At 35.6% G+C, this 19961-nt stretch carries 22 protein-coding genes; 8 read left to right on the forward strand and 14 right to left on the reverse strand.

The features are described 5' to 3' along the window. Positions 1 to 9 precede the first annotated feature (9 nt). The 13 genes from MHH59_RS03900 to MHH59_RS03960 all read right to left on the reverse strand — a co-directional run bounded on the left by MHH59_RS03900 (position 10) and on the right by MHH59_RS03960 (position 11859). Complete coding sequence (locus tag MHH59_RS03900; RefSeq protein WP_340850840.1) at positions 10 to 951, reverse strand: carbohydrate kinase family protein; 942 nt, start codon at positions 949 to 951, stop codon at positions 10 to 12. Further along, positions 948 to 2423, reverse strand: coding sequence for a glycoside hydrolase family 32 protein (locus MHH59_RS03905; protein WP_063226061.1), 1476 nt, complete (start codon positions 2421 to 2423; stop codon positions 948 to 950). The genes MHH59_RS03900 and MHH59_RS03905 overlap by 4 nt, the downstream gene beginning before the upstream one ends. Before the next feature lie 17 nt (positions 2424 to 2440). Beyond that, on the reverse strand, positions 2441 to 3817 hold the full coding sequence (locus tag MHH59_RS03910; protein WP_340850841.1) for a sucrose-specific PTS transporter subunit IIBC: 1377 nt from the start codon (positions 3815 to 3817) through the stop codon (positions 2441 to 2443). A gap of 135 nt (positions 3818 to 3952) precedes the next feature. Beyond that, positions 3953 to 4939 (reverse strand): LacI family DNA-binding transcriptional regulator, encoded by a 987-nt coding sequence (locus tag MHH59_RS03915; protein WP_098632425.1) that lies wholly within the window; start codon positions 4937 to 4939, stop codon positions 3953 to 3955. 118 nt (positions 4940 to 5057) lie between these two features. Beyond that, on the reverse strand, positions 5058 to 5273 hold the full coding sequence (locus MHH59_RS03920; protein ID WP_340850842.1) for a DUF1540 domain-containing protein: 216 nt from the start codon (positions 5271 to 5273) through the stop codon (positions 5058 to 5060). Between the two features lie 72 nt (positions 5274 to 5345). Next, positions 5346 to 5798 (reverse strand): thioredoxin family protein, encoded by a 453-nt coding sequence (locus MHH59_RS03925; protein ID WP_098632423.1) that lies wholly within the window; start codon positions 5796 to 5798, stop codon positions 5346 to 5348. 12 nt (positions 5799 to 5810) lie between these two features. Then, entirely contained in the window at positions 5811 to 6230 is a 420-nt protein-coding gene (locus MHH59_RS03930; RefSeq protein ID WP_098632422.1) for a disulfide formation protein C, read from the reverse strand. Between the two features lie 166 nt (positions 6231 to 6396). After that, complete coding sequence (locus tag MHH59_RS03935; protein WP_001195459.1) at positions 6397 to 6645, reverse strand: YhdB family protein; 249 nt, start codon at positions 6643 to 6645, stop codon at positions 6397 to 6399. 121 nt (positions 6646 to 6766) lie between these two features. After that, complete coding sequence (locus MHH59_RS03940; RefSeq protein ID WP_002203372.1) at positions 6767 to 7276, reverse strand: PCYCGC motif-containing (lipo)protein; 510 nt, start codon at positions 7274 to 7276, stop codon at positions 6767 to 6769. 45 nt (positions 7277 to 7321) lie between these two features. Next, positions 7322 to 8431 (reverse strand): GerAB/ArcD/ProY family transporter, encoded by a 1110-nt coding sequence (locus MHH59_RS03945; RefSeq protein ID WP_000840531.1) that lies wholly within the window; start codon positions 8429 to 8431, stop codon positions 7322 to 7324. A 12-nt stretch (positions 8432 to 8443) separates the two neighbouring features. Further along, the gene (gerYC, locus tag MHH59_RS03950) at positions 8444 to 9526 is read right to left on the reverse strand and encodes a spore germination protein GerYC (protein ID WP_000799216.1); all 1083 of its coding nucleotides are present in this window, start codon (positions 9524 to 9526) and stop codon (positions 8444 to 8446) included. Further along, a complete protein-coding gene (locus MHH59_RS03955) occupies positions 9523 to 11028 on the reverse strand; it encodes a spore germination protein (protein WP_078178475.1) in 1506 nt (501 codons plus the stop codon). Before MHH59_RS03955 ends, gerYC begins: the two co-directional genes overlap by 4 nt. Before the next feature lie 246 nt (positions 11029 to 11274). Beyond that, on the reverse strand, positions 11275 to 11859 hold the full coding sequence (locus tag MHH59_RS03960; RefSeq protein ID WP_078178476.1) for a hypothetical protein: 585 nt from the start codon (positions 11857 to 11859) through the stop codon (positions 11275 to 11277). Positions 11860 to 12090: 231 nt separating this feature from the next. On the opposite strand from MHH59_RS03960, the gene MHH59_RS03965 reads away from it, so the two are divergent. From MHH59_RS03965 to MHH59_RS03975, 3 genes are all read left to right on the forward strand, one after another. Then, a complete protein-coding gene (locus MHH59_RS03965) occupies positions 12091 to 12651 on the forward strand; it encodes a nitroreductase family protein (RefSeq protein ID WP_002125380.1) in 561 nt (186 codons plus the stop codon). 117 nt (positions 12652 to 12768) lie between these two features. Continuing rightward, positions 12769 to 14184: a stage V sporulation protein SpoVR gene (gene spoVR / locus MHH59_RS03970; protein WP_016101765.1), complete on the forward strand. Its 1416-nt coding sequence runs from the start codon at positions 12769 to 12771 to the stop codon at positions 14182 to 14184. A gap of 106 nt (positions 14185 to 14290) precedes the next feature. Next, positions 14291 to 15553 (forward strand): neutral/alkaline non-lysosomal ceramidase N-terminal domain-containing protein, encoded by a 1263-nt coding sequence (locus MHH59_RS03975; protein ID WP_002169116.1) that lies wholly within the window; start codon positions 14291 to 14293, stop codon positions 15551 to 15553. A gap of 126 nt (positions 15554 to 15679) precedes the next feature. On the opposite strand, the gene MHH59_RS03980 is transcribed toward MHH59_RS03975, so the two are convergent. After that, positions 15680 to 16153 carry a MarR family winged helix-turn-helix transcriptional regulator gene (locus tag MHH59_RS03980; protein WP_002186730.1) on the reverse strand — a complete coding sequence of 158 codons (474 nt, stop codon included), beginning with the start codon at positions 16151 to 16153 and terminating at the stop codon, positions 15680 to 15682. Positions 16154 to 16305: 152 nt separating this feature from the next. Here MHH59_RS03980 and MHH59_RS03985 point away from each other — a divergent pair, with 152 nt between their 5' ends. The 5 genes from MHH59_RS03985 to MHH59_RS04005 all read left to right on the forward strand — a co-directional run bounded on the left by MHH59_RS03985 (position 16306) and on the right by MHH59_RS04005 (position 19940). Next, positions 16306 to 16890: a DUF3238 domain-containing protein gene (locus tag MHH59_RS03985; RefSeq protein ID WP_002186729.1), complete on the forward strand. Its 585-nt coding sequence runs from the start codon at positions 16306 to 16308 to the stop codon at positions 16888 to 16890. 136 nt (positions 16891 to 17026) lie between these two features. Next, the gene (locus MHH59_RS03990; protein WP_002169114.1) at positions 17027 to 17611 is read left to right on the forward strand and encodes a DUF3238 domain-containing protein; all 585 of its coding nucleotides are present in this window, start codon (positions 17027 to 17029) and stop codon (positions 17609 to 17611) included. 241 nt (positions 17612 to 17852) lie between these two features. Next, positions 17853 to 18116 carry a metal-sensitive transcriptional regulator gene (locus MHH59_RS03995; protein ID WP_000456201.1) on the forward strand — a complete coding sequence of 88 codons (264 nt, stop codon included), beginning with the start codon at positions 17853 to 17855 and terminating at the stop codon, positions 18114 to 18116. A gap of 88 nt (positions 18117 to 18204) precedes the next feature. Continuing rightward, complete coding sequence (locus MHH59_RS04000; protein ID WP_340850844.1) at positions 18205 to 18765, forward strand: sulfurtransferase TusA family protein; 561 nt, start codon at positions 18205 to 18207, stop codon at positions 18763 to 18765. A gap of 38 nt (positions 18766 to 18803) precedes the next feature. Next, positions 18804 to 19940: an MBL fold metallo-hydrolase gene (locus tag MHH59_RS04005; protein WP_002188384.1), complete on the forward strand. Its 1137-nt coding sequence runs from the start codon at positions 18804 to 18806 to the stop codon at positions 19938 to 19940. The last annotated feature ends 21 nt before the right edge of the window (positions 19941 to 19961 follow it).

Consider the following 19961-nt stretch of genomic DNA (forward strand, 5'->3'; position numbering starts at 1 on the left):
AGCATACGACTAATCGTATGCTTTTACCTCTGCCAATGATGGAAGTGAAGCGATTGCTCCGTAGTTTGTACATGTTATGGCACCTACTTTATTTGCAAAAGAGACAAACTCGGCTAAATCTGTGAATTTTTGAGGAAGCGTTTGTTCATTTTTAGAAATTTGATACAACATCGCTCCGACGAAAGCATCACCAGCACCAGTTGTATCTACTTGTTTAATTGAAATAGAAGGTACAATGATTTGAGCTTCTTTTGTCGCGAGAAGAGTACCGTCTTTTCCAAGTGTGATAGCTACAACTTTAGCCCCGTAATTTAATAATTTTAGTGCTGATTGTTGTAGATTAGTTTCTTTAGAAAGCATCGTTGCTTCTTCTTGGCTTACTTTTACGAAATGTGCGTGTTTTATAAAGGATAGGCAATCTTGAGAAAATTGTTCTATATCTGTAATAAGTGCATCTCGATAATTTGGATCAAAAGAAATAAAGTGATTATTGTCTTTTGCATATTGTAATAGTTGAAAGTATGTTTCTTTTAATGGACTTGATAATAAGGCAGTTGCCGAACCGAAATGTATTAGATCATTACTTTTTATTTTTGCTAAATTAATTTTATTAAAGGTGTATTGACCATCAGCCCCACGCATAAAAATAAAATCACGTTCACCATCTTTATCGATAGATACGAAAGCAAGCGTTGTTTGTTTATCTTTTATGAGCATTGAAGTGTCAACATGAGCACGTTGTAAAGTTTGTTCTAGAAAATCACCAAATGGATCATTTCCTACTTGCCCCATAAATGTAGCATGTCCACCTAATTTTGTAATAGCAGCGGCAACGTTAGCGGGAGCTCCACCAGCTTTCTTTTCGAAATCAGTACCATCTACTAAAGAAACATTGGAGTTTCGGCAAACGAAATCAATTAATAATTCACCTATACAAAAAACATTTCTCATATAATCCCTCTTTTAAGTTTATATTGTGTAATTGTAAAGTTTAGTTTTGCATCTGAAAAGATTGCGATATGATGTGTAATGTCTTTTCGCGGAAATACTCTAGACGTAAAGACAGTGGAACCATCATATAAGAAGATTTCTACGATGCTATTATCTACAAATATTCTGAGGTCTATCGTATCTTGAATATCAATTTTTTCACAGCGTTCATATCCATATTCTCCGCCAAATTGGTGATGGAAGTTGCTTCGGTCTATGGAAACAGTTCCTTTTTCACGGTTAAATATAATCGGGAAAGAATCTTCTTCATTATGGAAGAGAGAAAGGCCAAAGTTATTCGCATCATCTGTTTTAAGAGTTACAATTAATTCATATGAGCATTCATGGCCAAGGGTCGCCAGTACGTTTAATCCAGTTGATATGTCACCTGAAATCTCTTTTTTTGTTGTTCTTAGTTTTTTTAGTTCTGAAACTGGTTTTTGTTTTAATATATTATTTTCTAACGTTAGTTCTCGTGGAAGTGTTAAACAATGAGCCCACATATAATCATCAGAAGGGTATGTTATTTCGCTTGAGCCCGCCCAAGCAAATAAAAGGCGGCGTCCAGATTGATCTTCTAAAGTTTGAGGGGCATAAAAGTCGAAACCTTTATCAACTTCGTAATACGAATCAATATGGAAATATAAATTTTCAATATCGAAATTTCCGATTGCATATATGACATTATATACATTTTGAAAATTCCCCTCGTCTTTTTCGATTCCTTGTGGCGAAAAGAGTAACATATCTTTCCCTAATAATTGGAAATAGTCGGGGCACTCCCACATAAATCCGAACTCTTTTAAATTTGTTTTAACCTCGCCTTGGAAATTCCAACTGTATAGGTCTAGTGACTTATATAATAATAGAGTACCCGTTTTATTTTCACGTTGTGCTCCGAGTAACATATAGTACGTATCGTTATTTTTCCATACTTTGGGGTCACGTACATGCTTCGTATATCCGTCAGGAATCATATCAATAACAGGATTATTACTATACTTAGTCATCGTATATTGAGAATCCATCGTTACCATACATTGTTTAGCATCCCGAGAATCATTAGGTTTCTTTATATTCCCTGTATACAATAAGTGAAGAAGCCCATCTTTTATAATAGAGCTACCAGAATATGCGCCATGTGACTCATAGCTTTCGGTAGGGATAATGGCTACAGGCATTCGTTCCCAGTTAATAAGATCTTTTGATTTTACATGCCCCCAATGTTTCATTCCGTGAATCGGGCCAAATGGATACCACTGATAAAAAACATGATATTCATCATTGTAGTATGATACACCGTTAGGATCATTCATTAATCCATATGGCGGATGAATATGATAAATCGGTTTCCATGAATCTTGATTTGCAATTGTATATAAAGAATGTAATTCTTCTTTATTGGATTGCAGTATTGTTTTATATTTCGACATAGGTTTTTACCTCGTTGTTATTTACTTTCTTTATATAAAATGAGAGTGGCAACAAAAGCAGTAATAACTGCAATAGCGAAGCCGATTACATAATGAATCACATTCATCATGCCAAGCGGTGCAACAATTGTAAGCATTGGAATACCTGTTAAACCGTATGCATTGGCTGCGACTTGCATCCAAACAACGTAAGCGCCTCCAATTGCGCCACCAATAGCAGCTGCAATAAATGGTTTACCAAGTTTTAAATTGACACCAAAAATAGCTGGTTCTGTAATTCCTAAAAATGCTGACGCTGCTGCTGGAATTGCGATTTCTTTCGTTTTTTTGTTTTTTGTTTTGAAATAAACTGCTAAAGTAGCTCCGCCTTGGGCGACGTTAGCCATTGACCAAATAGGGAGTAAGAAATTGACACCGATATCTTTATTAGCAAGTAAGCCAGCTTCAATAGCGTGGAAGCTATGGTGTAAGCCAGTAAGAACGATTGTTGAATATAGACCACCGAATATAAGACCAGCCACTGGTCCTGCAAATTGATAAATAGTATTTAAAAGGTACGTAATACCGTCACCGATTTTATATCCAATTGGTCCGATAATAATAAGTGATAAAAAGCCAGTTATAATAATTGTTAAGAACGGTGTAACTAATAAATCTAAAGAGTTCGGAACTCGTTTGCGGAGTTCTTTTTCAATTGTACTCATAACGTATACGCATAATAAAATAGGTAAAACAGTGCCTTGATAGCCAATCATATCAATATCCATACCGAGGAAATGTAAAACAGTTGGTTTTGCGTTTGCAAGAGTCCAAGGATTCGTTAAGTTTGGGTGAGTTAATATACCACCAATAACGGCACCTAAGAAAATATTTCCTCCAAATTCCTTGGCTGCACTAACACCGATTAAAATAGGTAAAATAACGAAAGCTGCACTTGAGAACATATCAAGTAATTGGATAAGTGGGTGATCGCTAGGAACTAATTTAAACGCTTTAAACATTCCGAGTAGTCCCATAAGTAAACCACTTGCAACGATGGCTGGAATAATTGGAACGAAAATATTGGATAACGTTTTTGCTAGGCGAGTAATCGGATTCATTTTTTTCTTAGGAAGATCGTTTGATGCCGTAGAATCAAGTTCAGTTATTCCGATTAGTTTTGAAAACTCATCATACACTTTGTTTACTACGCCAGTGCCAAAAATAATTTGGTATTGCTCATTCGTTGCGAAAGCACCTTTAACCCCATCAATGGTTTCGATTTCTGACGTGTTTATTTTTGTTTCATCTTTTAGTACAAGACGAAGGCGAGTAGCGCAATGAGTAGCACGAATAATGTTTTCTGTTCCTCCGATGTTCTGTAAGACTTGAGCTGCAATTTGTTTCATATCCATAAAAATTCCCCCTTACTATATACTTCGAGTTTGTGGAACCGGTTCCGTTTTTGGTTAAAATAAAAAACAGGGACGTGATGTGAAAATCCTGTTTTTTAAATATGGAACCGGTTTTAATTTTATTATAAAGCGCCTTTAAATTTTGTCAACGCTTTCTTGAATTTTTAATGTATAGCGAGAATGTAATATTTTAGGGATTGTTTTATTTTCAACAAGCTGCGAAAGGGAAGTAGCAGCAAGCTTACCAGCATGCTCATAGTCAAATGCGATTGTCGTTAAGCTAGGGTGTACCATTTCAGAAATATCATATCCACCGAATCCTACTACAGATATATGATTTGGTATGGAAAGGTGGTTAGAATGAATTACTTTCATGGCTCCAAGAGCGATATTATCTGTAGCACATACGATAATAGTAGGACGGTTGTTATCTAAAATATGTTGTACTTGTTTCATCGCATCTTCTATTTTGAAAGTTGTTTCGTAGTAAGAAGCGATGCAAGTAGGTTCTAAATTTTCAATGGCTTTTTGAAAACCATTTTTTCGATTTACACCAACAGAAATATCATCTTTTTCTACTCCTAAATAAGCGATATGGCGGTGTCCTTGTGATAATACGTATGCTCCTAGCTCATAAGCAGCGTCAAAATCATCGTGAACGAGGCAATATTGATTCTCATATTCTTGACCAACAAATAAAATAGGGGTAGTAGAATTAGCGATGATGTGTTTATGCTCGTTTGTTAAAGTTTTTGTTAATAAAATTATACCAGCTACTTTTTGCTTTATAAAGTTTTCCATTGCTTGAATTTCTGTTTCAATTTTTTGATTCGCATTTGCAACAAGCATCTGATAGTTATTTTCCTGTAAAGCATTATCAATACCAATAAGTGTTTTTGTTGTAGCAAAGGAGTCTAATCGGGGGATAATAACGCCAATTAAATTTGTTGTTTTCGCTTTTAAACTTTGCGCAAATGTATTTGGAGAGAAATTCGTTTCTTGAATAATACCTTCAATTTTCTTTTTTGTTTTATTACTTACATAGCCACCATTTAAGTAACGAGAGACAGTACTTTTTGCAACCCCAGCTAATTTGGCGATATCTACAATTGTTTTAGCCATAGTATTCCACCTTCATATTCATAAAAAACTTTTAATTTTATTATAGGGAGAATTAAAGGTTACGTAAACAAGAAGAGAAGAAGAAAAACCACCTCACGTATATGAGGTGGAATAAGTGTTAATATTTCGGTTTAAATGTATGACAACACGTTTTTACACTCGTTGTTACAGAACTTTCAAGCGTCTCGTTTGTTAAAGTAGCGCTTGTATACGAACTGTTTTCAATTTGACCTGCTTCTTGTGCATCAGGTTGAACAACGATTGCACTTGCTTTACAAAAATTACCTTGTCCCCAAAATGAGCAATTGGAAACAGAGCATTTCACTTCTGGCATAAAACCCCCTCCTTATACATTAGTGTGGGATTTTACGCCCATTTCATGTGTAGAAGGAGTTTCCTTTTCTCATTACTGCTTCGTTTGCTCAAGCCATTCTTTTAATTTATCTTTCGGTTGTTCACCGCTAATACGGCTCACTTCTTTACCATCTTTAAAATGAATGATTGTTGGAGTTCCTTTAATTTTATATTCATCCCAAGGAGCATCTAATTTTTCAATATCCATCACTTTCATATCAACATTTAAGTCTTTAGCCATTGGTACTACAATAGGAGATAATTTTTGGCAATGAACACAAGATGTTTGATAAAAGTATACTGTTTCTTCTTTTTTCTCTTTTAAATTCTTTTGGAGATCTGAAAGAGAAATTTTGTTTGTGTAGTAGTCAGGACCATCTGATTGACTAGTAGCATTATCAATTTTCTGGCTCGTTGAAGCATTTTTTTCTTCCATTTGTGTTACAGCGAAAATTGCTGCAAACAAGGCGATAATAATACCGCCAAATATAAGCATTTTTTTCATTCTTTCATCTCCTTATTTGTTTTTAATTACAATAAAGCTGCAAATAGCGATTGTGATAAAGCCAATAAGAGCTAAAAACGGGATTGTCACAAAGCCGAACCAGTTTATGTATTCTCCCGTACAAGGTACGCGTCCGCAAGCTGCTCCTGCAGCTGATAGTGCTGAAAGTTTTTGAATTGCATAATGATATAAAGAAATACAAGCACCAATACTTGCAATTGGTAAGGAATAACTTGCAATGCGATAATCTTTTTTTATTATAGCAATGCCGAGCCATAAAACGAATGGATACATAAAGATACGTTGATACCAGCAAAGGACACAAGGCTCAAATTTCATGATTTCGGAAAAGTATAGGCTACCTAGCGTAGCAATAAAAGAAGCTCCCCATGCAGTAAATAAAGCATACTCTTGCTTTTTTTCTCGTCCCATATTTTATACCTCACTTATAATAGTTACATACTAAATTATAGTATGAAGTAGTACAGAAAAGAAAGAGAAAATATGTTTATCAATAAAAGTTTTGTAAAAGGAAACTTTTATTGATATAAAAATGTTCAAAAAAGCGCCATTCTCTAAGAGAGAATAGCGCTATATTTTACATTTGAATTTGCTCTACTTCTTCTACATGTGACTTTTGGGATGCGTGGTCAATATATTGAAATAGGAGCTGCAATTGTTTATCAACTTCTGGTAGTTCTTTACTGTATTGATAAGCGTGTAAAAAATGCTCAATACGCTTAGAAAATAATTGATCGTTCGTTTGAACCATGAGAACGAGTAATTTATCCCAATTACAGCAATACGTGTAATAGAGAGCTTTATCATAGTCGTTATATGTTTGCACTGTGTACCCTCCTTACCGAGGAGTTATATATAGTGTGTGACAAGTAAGGAGAAATACACTTGAAAGAATTTGTTAAGAAAAAAGGTGAATGAAAAGAGAAAAACGAGGGATTTCCTCGTTTTTATGCTTTTGGCATTGGCGTAGGTGTTGGCTTGCCATACCCTTCTTTGTATTTATTGTCGATATAGTTACGAATTTCGAGCGTTGATTTTCCTTTTTGTTTCATGGAAGCCGATTCAACCGCGATTTCTAGGCAGTTGACACAAGTTGTTGCGTGGGAATCCCAAACAACTTCACCATTCTTTTTAATTTCACGAATAAAGCAGTTTTTATTGTTTTTATGTCCTACACTCTCACCGCAACCGCAGTAACATGGAATCCAATCTAATAGCTCTGCATTTTGTCCAGCGACAGTGTAGATATCTTTCATTTGCGGATCAAGCTTGTCTAGGAAGGTAGGGAGTGTGTCGACTCCTTTTGTCTTTTCTTGAATATCAGCTTGCTGAGTATGTGATGCGTGGTCATGCTCTTCTTTTGATTCAGAAGATTTTTTTTCATTTGTACCAGTACTCCCGCATCCAGTAAGAATTAAGCTCAGTACTACAAGTAAAGAAAATACATACTTTTTCATTCGCTTGTCCCCTTTACAAATGTATTAATAAAATTGTATCAGAGATTATGGTGTGTCGGGTGAAGATTTTTTCGACTGATTTTTGAAGCGCCATCGTAGTGAATGGAATAGAAATAAGATTGGGATATAAGCGTATACAATATACAATCCAGCCTGAGATAGTACGGTATTTAATGTATTGATGCTTTCCCTGTTTGTGAAAAACAAAGATGAAACAAATATAGTCGCGATAAACAATGGCAATGTAATGTTAAATGGTATGTGAAAAGAGTATTTACTAATACGACAAGAAGACCAAATGGTTAAACAAAGATTAGGTAAAATAATAAGAAACCAGATGAAAATAATAATGTATTCAAATCGCTGAATGAATGGGACTTTAATAATTTTTAGCATTGTTAAAGTAGGCCAAATTGTATGATGCAGTTGGCCCTGACTATAGTACATAAGGGAAACGATTGCTAGTACTACATATAAAATAGTTGTGAAAGCAATCCCGCCATGTGCCCATTTATGTAGCGATTTTCCCTTTTTAATAAGTGGGTAAAAGATAAGGATTGCTTCAAATCCAAGAAACTCTAATGCAGATGCTTTCGCTGAATATAGAATGTCTGCAGGTGAATGGGTGAAAATAGGTAAAATATTACGGACATGTGCGTATTTCATAGGGAAAACTAAGAAGAATAGTACGAAAATCGGTATTACGACTCCCCAAAAACACATTCCTGTTACAGAGCGGAAGCCACCTTTTATTACGTAATACGTCACGAGTAAAAATAATAATGTTAATTTCCATGGTTTAATTGTAGGAAAGACCCATACTTGAATGACTTCGATATATGTACGAAGCACAGTAAGGCAAAATAACAGAAGATATGCAGCAAAGCACATAGACAAAAAGGTTCCAATCCATTTTCCGAAACATGTCGTATGAATGGTCATCAAATCATTGTCTTTATCTAACATTTTTAACATACAAAACAGTACGATATGAGTTAAGACACCCGCAACAATAAGGGAAATCCAAGAATCATAACCAGCATATTGTGCAATAACTCGTTGGTATCCTAACACGCCTACTCCAATTTGAAGAGAGTGTAATAAAAGAAATGTGAAATAAGGGGAAACAGTCATTGTTTTATTTTGCTCAGCCATTGTAACACCTCACTATTCTCCGATACCAGATTGCACAACATTGATTTGTACGTGAACAGCAACATCTACATTAGGGTACATTTCTTGAATTTGTTTTATAGTCCATTTTCTTGAATGACTACGAATTTCTTCCCGTATCCCTATCGGATCGACCTCTTTTTCTTGGAATTGTTTTATTAATTCGTTTAAATGTTTCTCAACTGTTTTTTCTACATGTTTTTTTATGTAAGTTATGTTTTCGTTTTTCGCTAAATCAAGCCAGTTTGGAGCGCTTTTTATGAGTCCATTTAATTTTAAGTGGATGTTAACTTTCGGAATGTCACCAGTATCGGAAAGGTAACAAACGCTCTTTCCAGATAAGTTTTGAGTGGCAATTAATCCTTTATGGTTACCTTGCTGTATTGGAACTTCATAACGACCATTTGTAGTTGGATTAAGGAGTAATTTCAATAAAAAAGATCCTTTTTTATCTGTGTACATAACCACTTTATCCTTTTTTAAAAAAGCGAGTCCTTTAATGGAAGCAGACTTGTCTTCATCAATTTCAATATAAGGAAGAAATGGATCGCATCCTGATGAATAAAAGTTATATAAAAAAATATTTAAAGCAGTCCGTGGAATCGTTTCGGCTTCTATGTTTTGCTCCAGTAAGTCAGACAGATAGAGTGATCCATTTGTTTTAATATGTTTGAGCAGTTTTTCTGTAGAACCGTCTACCAGTGCTAGTTGAACATCTCGACCAATATTAGGATCACGTTGCAAATTATTTATAATATCGCCAATTCCATGTTCGCCAATGGATTTTCCAAAAAGCACAACACGCATTTGACCGACAGCGATAGTATGAGGCGATTTTGCATTTAGTCGTGAAGATATTGTTTCAATCGTGCCAGCAGTAGTTGACTGAGTTTCTGGTTTTGATTGAACGCCTTTTGTGTAATCGGGATATAAAATCGTCCCGCGAAATTGTTTGTCTTTCGTTATATCAAATCCACCTACATGAATCATTCGCTGTGTGTCTACTATATTCGGTTGTGTACAGCCGGATTGGAAAATTAAAGTGATAATGGAAAAGCATAATAAAGTATTTTTCATTTCTCTTCACCATCATGTTTTTCTTTCGCTTTGTTTGGATCATAGCGCCATTTCTTTTTTGGTCTTAGAAAAGAGGAACGTCCAGCAGTTTGACTAAATGGCAGGCGAAGGAGCCCCTCTGCTGTCCCTAAACCGCGAAATGGATATAAAGGTAATAAATAAGGTGATCCAAGTGATTTTAAGCGAATTAAATGAGCTAATATGAATACGAATCCTACAATGAGACCTAAGCCCCCAAATGCACCAGCTAAAAGAATAAGTGGAAATCGTAGTATCCGGATAGTAGAAGACATTTTTACAGTTGGTGTTGTAAAAGAAGCGAGTGCTGATAAAGCAACTGCAATTAATAAAATGGTACTCGTTAAAGCAGCCTGAACAGATGCTTGGCCAATTACAATCCCGCCAACGATGCCGATTGTTTGTCCAACTTTTGTAGGTAATCGTGCTCCAGCTTCACGGAGCAATTCGATTGTGATTTCTAAAAAAAGTGCTTCTAAAATGGGCGGAAAGGGTACATTAGCTCTTGAAAAAATAATCGGACCTAGTAAATCCGCAGGAATCATTTGATAGTGATACGTTAATACAGCTGTATAAATAGCTGATGAAAATAGAGAGAATGCTGCTCCGAAAAAACGAACCAATCTAAGAAATGAGCCTGCTATCCATGGTAAATAATAATCTTCTGGAGATACGAAGAAATCGAGTAATGTCGCCGGTCCAGCTAATGCGTATGGTGAACCATCTGTTAAAATGACAACACCACCATTAATGAGTGCATAAACAGAACGATCTAAGCGCTCTGTAGGTAGTAAAACAGGGAAGGGAGAGTTACTATTATCGCTAATAAATTGTTCGATCATAGTCGCATCGAAAGGAACATCAAAGTCAATGCCTTGTAGGCGCTGCATTGCAGTATTGACGTGCTGATCATTTGTAATGCCTTCGATGTAAGCAACTACGACCTTTGTTTTTGATATAGAACCAACTATAACTTCTTTGAAAACTAATTGTTCTGTTACGATATTTCGCCGAAGTAAGTGTATATTTGTATCGATATTCTCAACGAAGCCGACTTTTGGACCGATGACACTATATTCATTCTCTGTATCGTTATATAACCTTGTACCTAAAACTGAACTTTCAGCACGAATAAGTGCATATTCTGCTGAGTGAGAATCATTTTTTAGCTGAATAAGTACATACCCACTTAATAATTTTTCACGAATATCATCAATAGTAGGGCCAGTGATAATCTCCTCAAGTGTGACGATATTTGCTATATCACTTATATTTTCAATGTGATCTAATTCTCTTTTAATAGGTGTTAAAATGAATCGATTAATGAGGAGTGATTCAGCTGTAGATTTATAATAAAACAAACACAATGTTCCATCGTCTACTACGTTATAAGACACGAAATCACTGGATTCTTTCATAGTGTGGATAAACTCCGGAATAGAACAGAGTGCTTTTTTCTTCTTTTTAGATGATACACGGAACATTTCCTCACCCCTTACACACATCATTTACTTGTGTTAGTTTTTGGGAAAGACGGGAATTTATACTTGAAAATTGAAAGTTCATAAGGTGAAGGCTAATAATCGGGATTTTACGGGCAGCACGACTCCCACCTAACTTCTTTGCTCCAGCCGAATTTTGAGGTGGGAGTTTTACTACCCAGAAATAGCGGGATAAAGAAAAGGAAGAGTATTGAATATCTCTTCCTTTTTGACAGGCTAATTTGTTTTCTATTCTTTAATAGACTTCACTAATTTAATCATTTCTGCCCGTATATCTTCTTTTTTAACATTTAATTTTTCCGCAATTTGTTTAATATCCATCCCATCTTTTTTCATTTTTAGTACATCGTCAAGAGGGGTATTACTTTTTTGAGAGATGATTGTTAACACGGTAAGTTGGCGTAAGCCGATGTTATATTCTTTCATTTTTTGTTTCAGTCCATCTGGTGTGGACTTTTGCATATTTGCTAATTTTTGCAGTAGTGCTTTTTTCGTTTCTTTATTCATATGATGCTTTTTCAATTTACTTGGGTCTACACCGAAATGCTCGGCTGTTTTCTCCCAAGATTTATTTTGCTTATAGTAAGCTAAAACGTCCTTAATTTCTTTTTTACTTATTCTTGCAATGTGGGCAGCTTTCCAAATTTCATGTTTATTATAGCCGAGTTTTTCGAGCGACTGCATTTCTTCTTCTGAAATAGGCTTATGATGGTGCATTGTTACTTCTTTTGGCGTGGCAGCGGAAGCAGGAAAGACAGATATCCCGCACAATAATGCTGCCATAGTCATACTTACTGCGATTTTCTTGTACATATAAACTCCTCCTAGATGGGTAATGTGGAAAACTTACACATATCATTTCCATAAAATGTGAAAAACTTGTGAACAAGTTAAGTTTTTTTATTCACAGTATAAAAAGAAGTTTTTCATGGTTTTCCAACATAAAACATTGATTAATAGTGAAAAACTAGGTTATAATCGAAATTGAAAATCAATATCAATGACGGATTTATACATATAGATAAAAATAAGGGAGAGAAAAATATGACTACATATACTTCCATCGCAAACGTTATTAAAGAAAGACGTTCTGTTCGTACATTTACAAATAAAGCAGTAGAAAAAGAGCTATTAATTGAACTATTGAACGACGCAACATGGGCACCGAATCATAAACACCGTGAACCATGGAATTGTAAATTATACATTGGAGAAGGCCGTCAGAAATTAGTAGACGCAGTACTAAACTCTTTCACAGAAGAAGAAAGAGCAAAACGCGGCAAAACTTTATCTGATCGTTTCTTAAGCACACCTGCTCAAATCGTTGTTTACATTAATGAAGATCCGCGTCAAATTCAACGTGACGAAGATTACGCTGCAACATGTGCATTTATGCAAAACTTTCAATTACTTGCTTGGGAACGCGGCTTAGGGTGCGTTTGGAAATCAGGTGGATTAAACTACAATCCACTATTTATAGAAGGAATTGGTTTAACAAGAGGTCAACGCATCATTGGAATTCTTCATATCGGCTATTTCGATAAAGCACCAGAAGGAAAAGCTCGTACACCGATTACGGAGAAGATGGAGATCATTGAAGGTTAATTAGAAAGAGGCATTCTCGTTTTTTTAGAGGGTGCCTTTTTATTATGCAATCAATCCTCATGAAAGCTTGTTCCTTATCATACACTTTCTTAAGGGAAAGTGTAAGGAGGGAAAATAATGAGAGCAAGTGAAGATAAAGCGCTGCAATATGCGATTGCTGAAATTACGGAAATTGCGACTGGATTTGGTCTTGATTTTTATCCGATGCGCTATGAAGTATGTCCAGCGGAAATTATCTATACATTTGGTGCATATGGGATGCCGACGAGGTTTTCGCATTGGAGTTTTGGAAAGCAATTTTTCAGAATGAAATTACAATACGATTTAGGACTTAGTAAAATTTATGAACTCGTTATTAACTCTAATCCATGTTACGCCTTTTTATTAGATACGAATTCTTTAATTCAAAATAAATTAATCGTGGCGCACGTTTTAGCACATTGTGATTTCTTCAAAAATAATATTCGTTTTTCTAATACGAAACGCGATATGGTTGAGAGTATGGCAGCGACAGCAGATCGTGTGAAGGCGTATGAACATAAGTATGGAAGAGAAGAGGTAGAAACATTTTTAGATGCCGTACTTGCCATTCAAGAACATATTGATCCATCGCTTATGCGTCCGAAACTTGCATGGAGTATTGAAGATTTAGAAGAGGATGTAGAAAAGAAAAAGATATCACAGTACGATGATTTATGGAATTTAGATGATCGAAACAAAAAGAGAGAACGACCTAATATGCATAAAAAGAAGAAAATCCCACCGCAGCCAGAAAAAGATTTACTCCTCTTTATTGAAGAATATAGCCGTGAGCTAGAAGAGTGGCAGCGCGACATATTAACGATGATGCGTGAAGAAATGTTATACTTCTGGCCACAGCTTGAAACGAAGATTATGAATGAAGGTTGGGCTTCCTTCTGGCATCAACGCATACTTCGTGAAATGGACTTAACATCTTCTGAAGCAATCGAATTCGCGAAGCTTAACGCAGGTGTCGTACAGCCATCAAAAACAAGTATTAATCCATACTACCTCGGTATTAAAATGTTCGAAGATATTGAAGAGCGCTATAACAACCCGACAGAAGAAATGAAACGACGCGGTGTGAAACCTGGTTCTGGTCGTGACAAAATCTTTGAAGTACGGGAAATTGAATGGGATGTATCGTTCCTAAGAAACTATTTAAATAAAAAACTTGTAATGAGAGAAGATATGTACTTATTCCAGCGCCAAGGAAAAGAATATAAAGTAATTGATAAAGAATGGGAGCATGTACGCGATCAACTCGTAAATATGCGCACAAATGGAGGTTTCCCGTACTTAGTAGTAGAAGATGGAGACTACTTAAAGAATGGGGAATTGTACATTAAACATAGCTATGAAGGAATTGAACTAGATTTAAAATACTTAGAAAAAGTATTACCGTATCTTCATCAGCTATGGGGAAGAACAGTGCATATGGAATCGATTGTGGAGAGTAAGGGCGTTGTGTTTTCTTATGATGGGAAGATGGTGCATCGGAAGTATGTGTGATGGAAAGAACGGACATAGAATTTCTTGTCCGTTCTTTTTATTTTGAAAATGGTAAATATGCTATTCTTGAAGAGAGGGAGTTACATAGAGAAATGGAGCGATTCAAATGAGCAAAGTAGGGGTATGCAAGGTGGATATTACGCCGCCTATAGGTATTGATTTTATCGGATATCATAGAGATACAGGGATTAATAATATTGAAGAGCACATTTATGGGACAATTTTTGTATTTGAAAAAGATGAAATGAAAACTGTGTTTATAAGTATTGATAACATTGGAATGTTAGTAGAAGATACGAATATTATTCGTGAACGAGTAGCAAGTAGGCTTCATGTACCATTTGAGCAAATAACAGTTGTTTATACGCATACTCACTCTGGTCCGGAAACGGTCGGTAATCATCCTTTAATAAAGTCGTATAAAACGATTTTATTAAATAACGTAGTGCACGGTGCTATTACTGCGAATAATAATATGCGGTCATGTGAAGTTGGGTGGGATGTTACGACAGGTGATATTGGAGTAAACCGAAGAGAGAGGACACCTGATGGAAAAGCAAAGATGGGCATAAATATAGAGGGTATTGTAGATAAACGAATTGGTGTTTTAGCAATAAGAGATGTTGAAACGAAGGAGTTATCTGGGGTTTTAGTGTTTTGTACGGCTCATCCGAATGTTTTAAAAGGTGATAGTGATGTATTGTCAGCGGATTATCCCGGGATGACGAGAGAGCTTCTTGAGAAAATAGTAAACTGCCCAGTTATTATCGTTCAAGGTGCTGCTGGAAATGTGAATGCGAAGTATCGCGGCTCAAGGGAAGCATTAAACCAAATGGCTTACATGCTTAGTGGACATGTATTAACGATGTTGCCAACAGTTACATATAGCCCAATTGTAAATTTAAGGACAGTTTCAAGTACCATGCAAATGAAGTTGAAGGATATTCCTGAAATTGATGAGATACAAAAAATGGCTCAACTAGCTGAGAAGCAGTGGGGTGTGAATACTGATGAATGGTTAACTATCGTTTTAGAGAAATATAAGCAAAATATACGGCAGTTAAGTATTGATTTAGAAGTTCAACTGTTTCGAGTTAATGATGGTATGTTCTCTGGTATACCGATGGAACCTTTTTCGGAAACTGCGTTAGAAATAAAAGAGAGTCTTCAAAATGAACTAGCTTTCTTTGGTGGATATATGAATGGATATATTGGGTATTTATCGACGAGGGAAGAGTTTGCATATGGTGGATATGAAGTTGAATTAAATCCGGTTGTGTATGGGCCAGTTACAAACTTGTTGATGCCACCGGAGGAGAATACGGCGGAGCTGATTGTGAAGAGAGTTATGAAATTATATAATGCATAAAATATAGTATCTTTTATATTTAGAATGAAATTTGAAGGGATCAAAGGTTTTAATAAAATTGTAAAAAACGAATCCATTTTGAAAAAGACTACTCAAAATGGATTCGTTTTTATATGGAGTTTTTGTTTACCAAACAGGTCGTATGCTCGATGATAATTTTCCTGTATTTTCTTTAGTAACGAATGTTGTTAAATCCTCTTTAAGCATTTGCATTCGTTCTGCACCTATGTTTGCAATCCATCGTTGTTCTATTTCAGCTACTATTTCTTCTTTTGCTTTCATTACTGCTAAACCACGCTCGGTTAAAACAATAATTTTACCTCTTTTATCAGTAGGATGCGTTTGGCGCGTGACATAACCACTGTTCTCAAGAGAATCTACCATTTTACTTATGGCTTGTTTTGAAACCCCTAAATATTCAGCTAGTTCTATACCGGTTGCTCCATTAGGAAGGATACGTTTGAACATAAAACCGTGTGCGGGCCTAATATCTTCAAATCCCAATTCACTTAATTTGTCGTGTAGTTCAGTAATTAATGTACTGAAGGATAGTGATAAAAGTGAAGTAAGATCTAGTTCGTTAAGTGTTTGATGAGCCATGTATATAACCTCCTTGCTTATAGTCAATTAAATTGACTATAAGTAGAATCTATTGTACTATACAGGATATAGTCAATCAAATTGACTATATAATGGTAATAGAACAAATAATGATTTATCTAAATAAAATCAATGAATTATGGAGGTTTCACATGGTTAATATCGTTAAAATTAGAGGGAGTGTATTTGCACCGTATGCTTTGCTGAAACCTATTCAGGATCCTGCGACGGGAAGAGTGTTTGAATATGCCGGAGATGCACGTGAATTTACACCATACGCTGTGAACACAAAGCGTTCAAGATTAGAACAAGAAGTGGTTGTTGATTTTTATAAAAGAGAAATTTTCACATATGCAGATGCTTGTATCGTTACTGTGAAAATTACAAATCCAGATGGCTCAATTGAGTATCAAAAAGGAGAAACAAGTACAGAAAACATTGCATGTACAAATATTGTATGGAGTGAAGAAGAAGTTTCATTTGAAATGAGAGCAAGTGCAAGTAATCCGTTAAACGCGGCAGCACCTGCAGCTGATTATTTTTTGACTATACGAGTTAATGAAAGTGGTACTGTGCATGTTGAAGGTGTACATGATGGTTTCCCTTGCTATGAATTTTATAAACAAATAGACTTTGGTTCATTTGAATTAATATATACACATGATTTCAGGGAAACGGATGATACCCCAGCAGCACTAGCTGGAGAAATGGAATATAGCTTTAAAACGAAAATCTAGATATAAATATAGCGCTATTTTTTAGAAGGAAGTAGCAAACGTAAAAGAGAAAGCTATTGGTTCTAGGATTGAAATTGTGGTCTATTTTATTCAATAGTATGCAGTATATAAAATTAGAATTACAGGGGTGTTTCTTATGACGAATATCGTTAAAATTAGAGCCAGTGTATTTATTCCAGTGTCTTGGACAGAACCGCGGAAGGATGTACAAACAGGGAAAGTAATCCAATTCGAAGGTGATTCACGTGAGTTTACACCACATGCGGTAAATACTATGCGCTCTAGAGTTGAGCAAGAGGTAGTAGTGGACTTTTATAAAGAAGAAGTGTTTTCATATGCAAACACGGGTATTACGACAGAGAAGGTCACAAATCCAGATGGTTCTGTGAATAAAAGAACAGGAAAAGCGAGTACTGAAAATATTGTGTGTACGGATATTTCATGGAATTCTGATGGTGTGCAATTCAAAATGAGTGCAAGCGCTAGTAATCCGTTAAATGTGTATGCCCCTCCTGTGGACTATTTATTAACTGTATGTGTGAACAAGGATGGTAGTATCGATATTCAAGGAGAACATGATGGATTCCCTTGTTTCGAATTTTATAAGCAAGTAGATTTCGGTTCATTTGAACAAATTTATACACATGATTTTAGAGAAACTGGTGATACACCTGAAGCGTTAGGTGGAGAAATGGATTATAGTTTTACAAAGAGGTTATAAGAAGTAGGATAATAAAACGGTTGATTCCTTGATTCGTAAATGAAATGAATTAGTTGGACTACCAAGAAGTGTAGTTGAGAAATGCAAAAGCCAATAAAATCAGTGGCTTTTGCATTTTTACTATACTCTAGGAGATTTCAAAAAAATAAACCACTTTACAATATACCCTTAAGGGTATACGATATTATACAAAGTTACAAAGTAATGTATAATATAGTTATAATTACGGAGGTGATCTACAGTGGAATATAATCAAGATATGAAAAATAGATTGAAACGTATTGAAGGTCAAGTTCGTGGTGTGCTTCGCATGATGGAAGAGGGAAAAGATTGCCGAGATGTTATTACACAGTTAACTGCATCCCGTTCTGCACTTGATCGTACAATTGGACTCGTTGTTGGAACAAATTTAGAGCAATGTTTGCGCGAGCAGTTTGAAACAGGTAATGGTTCAAATGAAGAGTTAATTAAAGAAGCTGTTCAATTACTTGTAAAAAGCCGATAATCTGTCAAACATATGTGTTGACAGATTTTCAAAAACATTTTATTATACCCATACGGGTATACGTGTAATGGTTAGGGAGGAAATGATTATGAGAATAAAAGTTGATATGAATTTAGACTGTAAAGGCTTGGCTTGTCCGATGCCAATTGTGAAGACAAAAAAGGCGATGGAAGGATTGGCATCAGGACAAGTTATTGAAATAGAGGCGACGGATAAAGGATCGACGTTAGATATACAAAGTTGGTCAAATAAAGTAGGGCATCAATATATTGGAACGAAACAAGAGGGAGATATATTAAAGCATTATGTACGAAAATCCCATGAACATGAAGTAAATGAAGTTGTGAAGTATCCTCATACAATTACGAATGGGGAATTGCAAAATATATTATTAAGTGGTGAAGAGTGCACTGTATTAGATGTTCGTGAAGAAGCGGAATTCGTCTTTGGTCATATTCCATCCGCAATTTCGGTGCCGTTAGGTGAATTAGATAGTGCTATGTTAGACAGTGCGAAACCAATTTATGTCGTTTGCCGAACTGGTAACCGTAGTGATGTAGCTTGCCAAGTGTTGAAAGAGAGAGGTTTTTCAAACGTGAAAAATGTCATTCCAGGTATGTTAGAGTGGCAAGGAAATATAGAAAAATAAAATTTTTTAAATATAAATATACCTCAGGGGGTAATTGAATGAGTGTTAAACTGTTACAAGCAAAAGATGTCGTAGAGAAAGTTTTATTCGGAGAATTGTTTATTTTAGATGTTCGTAATGAAACGGACTATGAAGATTGGAAAATTGAAGGGAAACAAGTTTCTTCTATAAATAAACCGTATTTTGACTTATTAGATGGTGTAGATCATATTGTAGATGAATTGCCGAGGGAGAAAGAAATTTTAGTCGTATGTGCGAAAGAAGGTTCTTCGCAGTTTGTCGCAGAGCAATTGTTACATGCCGGATTCAATGATGTTTATTATTTAGCTGGTGGTATGAAAGCTTGGAGTGAATATGTAAAGCCGTTAAAAGTAGGAGATGTACAGGGCGGAGGAAGTGTATATCAATTTAACCGTCTTGGAAAAGGCTGTTTATCTTATATGATCGTCTCAAACGGTGAAGCAGCAGTTATTGATGCAGTCAGAACGGTTGAAGCATATGAAGATTTTGCGGAAGAGCATGGTGTTACTATTACGAATGTCATGGATACACATTTACATGCAGACCATATTTCTGGAGGACGTAGGTTAGCTGAAAAAGTAGGTGGTACGTATTGGTTACCTCCAAAAGATGCGGAGGAAGTCGTTTTCTCATATAAACCGCTTGTTGAAGGATCTGTTATTACGGTGGGGGGTACCAAAATTGAAATTGACGCATTATACTCACCGGGGCATACGATTGGAAGTACATCATTTATTGTAGATGATTCCTATTTATTATCAGGTGATATTTTATTTGTAGATTCAATTGGCCGTCCAGATCTTGCTGGGAAGGCTGAAGATTGGGTGAGTGATTTACGAAATACGTTATATAAACTTTATAAGGAACTGTCTCAAGATTTAATTGTTTTACCGGCTCATTATTCAAAAATAAGTGAAATGGACGACAGAGGCATTGTGAGTGCGCATTTACAAGATTTATTTAAGGAGAATGTAGGGTTAAATATTGTTGATGAGGGAGAGTTTCGTAAAAATGTGACAGAGAACTTACCGTCTCAGCCGAATGCTTATGAAGAAATTCGTCAAACGAATATGGGTAAGATTTATCCGAGTGTGGAAGAAGAGCGTGAAATGGAGATTGGCCCAAATCGTTGTGCAGTTCATGATTCATTATAAAATAACAAACTGGAGGAATAG

It is taken from the genome of Bacillus sp. FSL E2-0195, assembly GCF_038003645.1.
In the GTDB taxonomy this organism is placed as follows: domain Bacteria; phylum Bacillota; class Bacilli; order Bacillales; family Bacillaceae_G; genus Bacillus_A; species Bacillus_A mycoides.

Excerpts from the sequence above, each read along its gene's own strand:
- MHH59_RS03940 (WP_002203372.1), bottom strand. The coding sequence starts at position 7,276 with ATGAAAAAGTATGTATTTTCTTTACTTGTAGTACTGAGCTTAATTCTT.
- MHH59_RS03920 (WP_340850842.1), bottom strand. The coding sequence starts at position 5,273 with ATGCCAGAAGTGAAATGCTCTGTTTCCAATTGCTCATTTTGGGGACAA.
- MHH59_RS03915 (WP_098632425.1), bottom strand. The coding sequence starts at position 4,939 with ATGGCTAAAACAATTGTAGATATCGCCAAATTAGCTGGGGTTGCAAAA.
- MHH59_RS03975 (WP_002169116.1), top strand. The coding sequence starts at position 14,291 with ATGAGCAAAGTAGGGGTATGCAAGGTGGATATTACGCCGCCTATAGGT.
- MHH59_RS03955 (WP_078178475.1), bottom strand. The coding sequence starts at position 11,028 with ATGTTCCGTGTATCATCTAAAAAGAAGAAAAAAGCACTCTGTTCTATT.
- MHH59_RS03965 (WP_002125380.1), top strand. The coding sequence starts at position 12,091 with ATGACTACATATACTTCCATCGCAAACGTTATTAAAGAAAGACGTTCT.
- MHH59_RS03900 (WP_340850840.1), bottom strand. The coding sequence starts at position 951 with ATGAGAAATGTTTTTTGTATAGGTGAATTATTAATTGATTTCGTTTGC.
- MHH59_RS03930 (WP_098632422.1), bottom strand. The coding sequence starts at position 6,230 with ATGGGACGAGAAAAAAAGCAAGAGTATGCTTTATTTACTGCATGGGGA.
- MHH59_RS04000 (WP_340850844.1), top strand. The coding sequence starts at position 18,205 with ATGAGAATAAAAGTTGATATGAATTTAGACTGTAAAGGCTTGGCTTGT.
- MHH59_RS03925 (WP_098632423.1), bottom strand. The coding sequence starts at position 5,798 with ATGAAAAAAATGCTTATATTTGGCGGTATTATTATCGCCTTGTTTGCA.
- MHH59_RS03945 (WP_000840531.1), bottom strand. The coding sequence starts at position 8,431 with ATGGCTGAGCAAAATAAAACAATGACTGTTTCCCCTTATTTCACATTT.
- MHH59_RS04005 (WP_002188384.1), top strand. The coding sequence starts at position 18,804 with ATGAGTGTTAAACTGTTACAAGCAAAAGATGTCGTAGAGAAAGTTTTA.
- MHH59_RS03985 (WP_002186729.1), top strand. The coding sequence starts at position 16,306 with ATGGTTAATATCGTTAAAATTAGAGGGAGTGTATTTGCACCGTATGCT.
- MHH59_RS03980 (WP_002186730.1), bottom strand. The coding sequence starts at position 16,153 with ATGGCTCATCAAACACTTAACGAACTAGATCTTACTTCACTTTTATCA.
- spoVR (WP_016101765.1), top strand. The coding sequence starts at position 12,769 with ATGAGAGCAAGTGAAGATAAAGCGCTGCAATATGCGATTGCTGAAATT.
- MHH59_RS03910 (WP_340850841.1), bottom strand. The coding sequence starts at position 3,817 with ATGGATATGAAACAAATTGCAGCTCAAGTCTTACAGAACATCGGAGGA.
- gerYC (WP_000799216.1), bottom strand. The coding sequence starts at position 9,526 with ATGAAAAATACTTTATTATGCTTTTCCATTATCACTTTAATTTTCCAA.
- MHH59_RS03990 (WP_002169114.1), top strand. The coding sequence starts at position 17,027 with ATGACGAATATCGTTAAAATTAGAGCCAGTGTATTTATTCCAGTGTCT.
- MHH59_RS03905 (WP_063226061.1), bottom strand. The coding sequence starts at position 2,423 with ATGTCGAAATATAAAACAATACTGCAATCCAATAAAGAAGAATTACAT.
- MHH59_RS03960 (WP_078178476.1), bottom strand. The coding sequence starts at position 11,859 with ATGTACAAGAAAATCGCAGTAAGTATGACTATGGCAGCATTATTGTGC.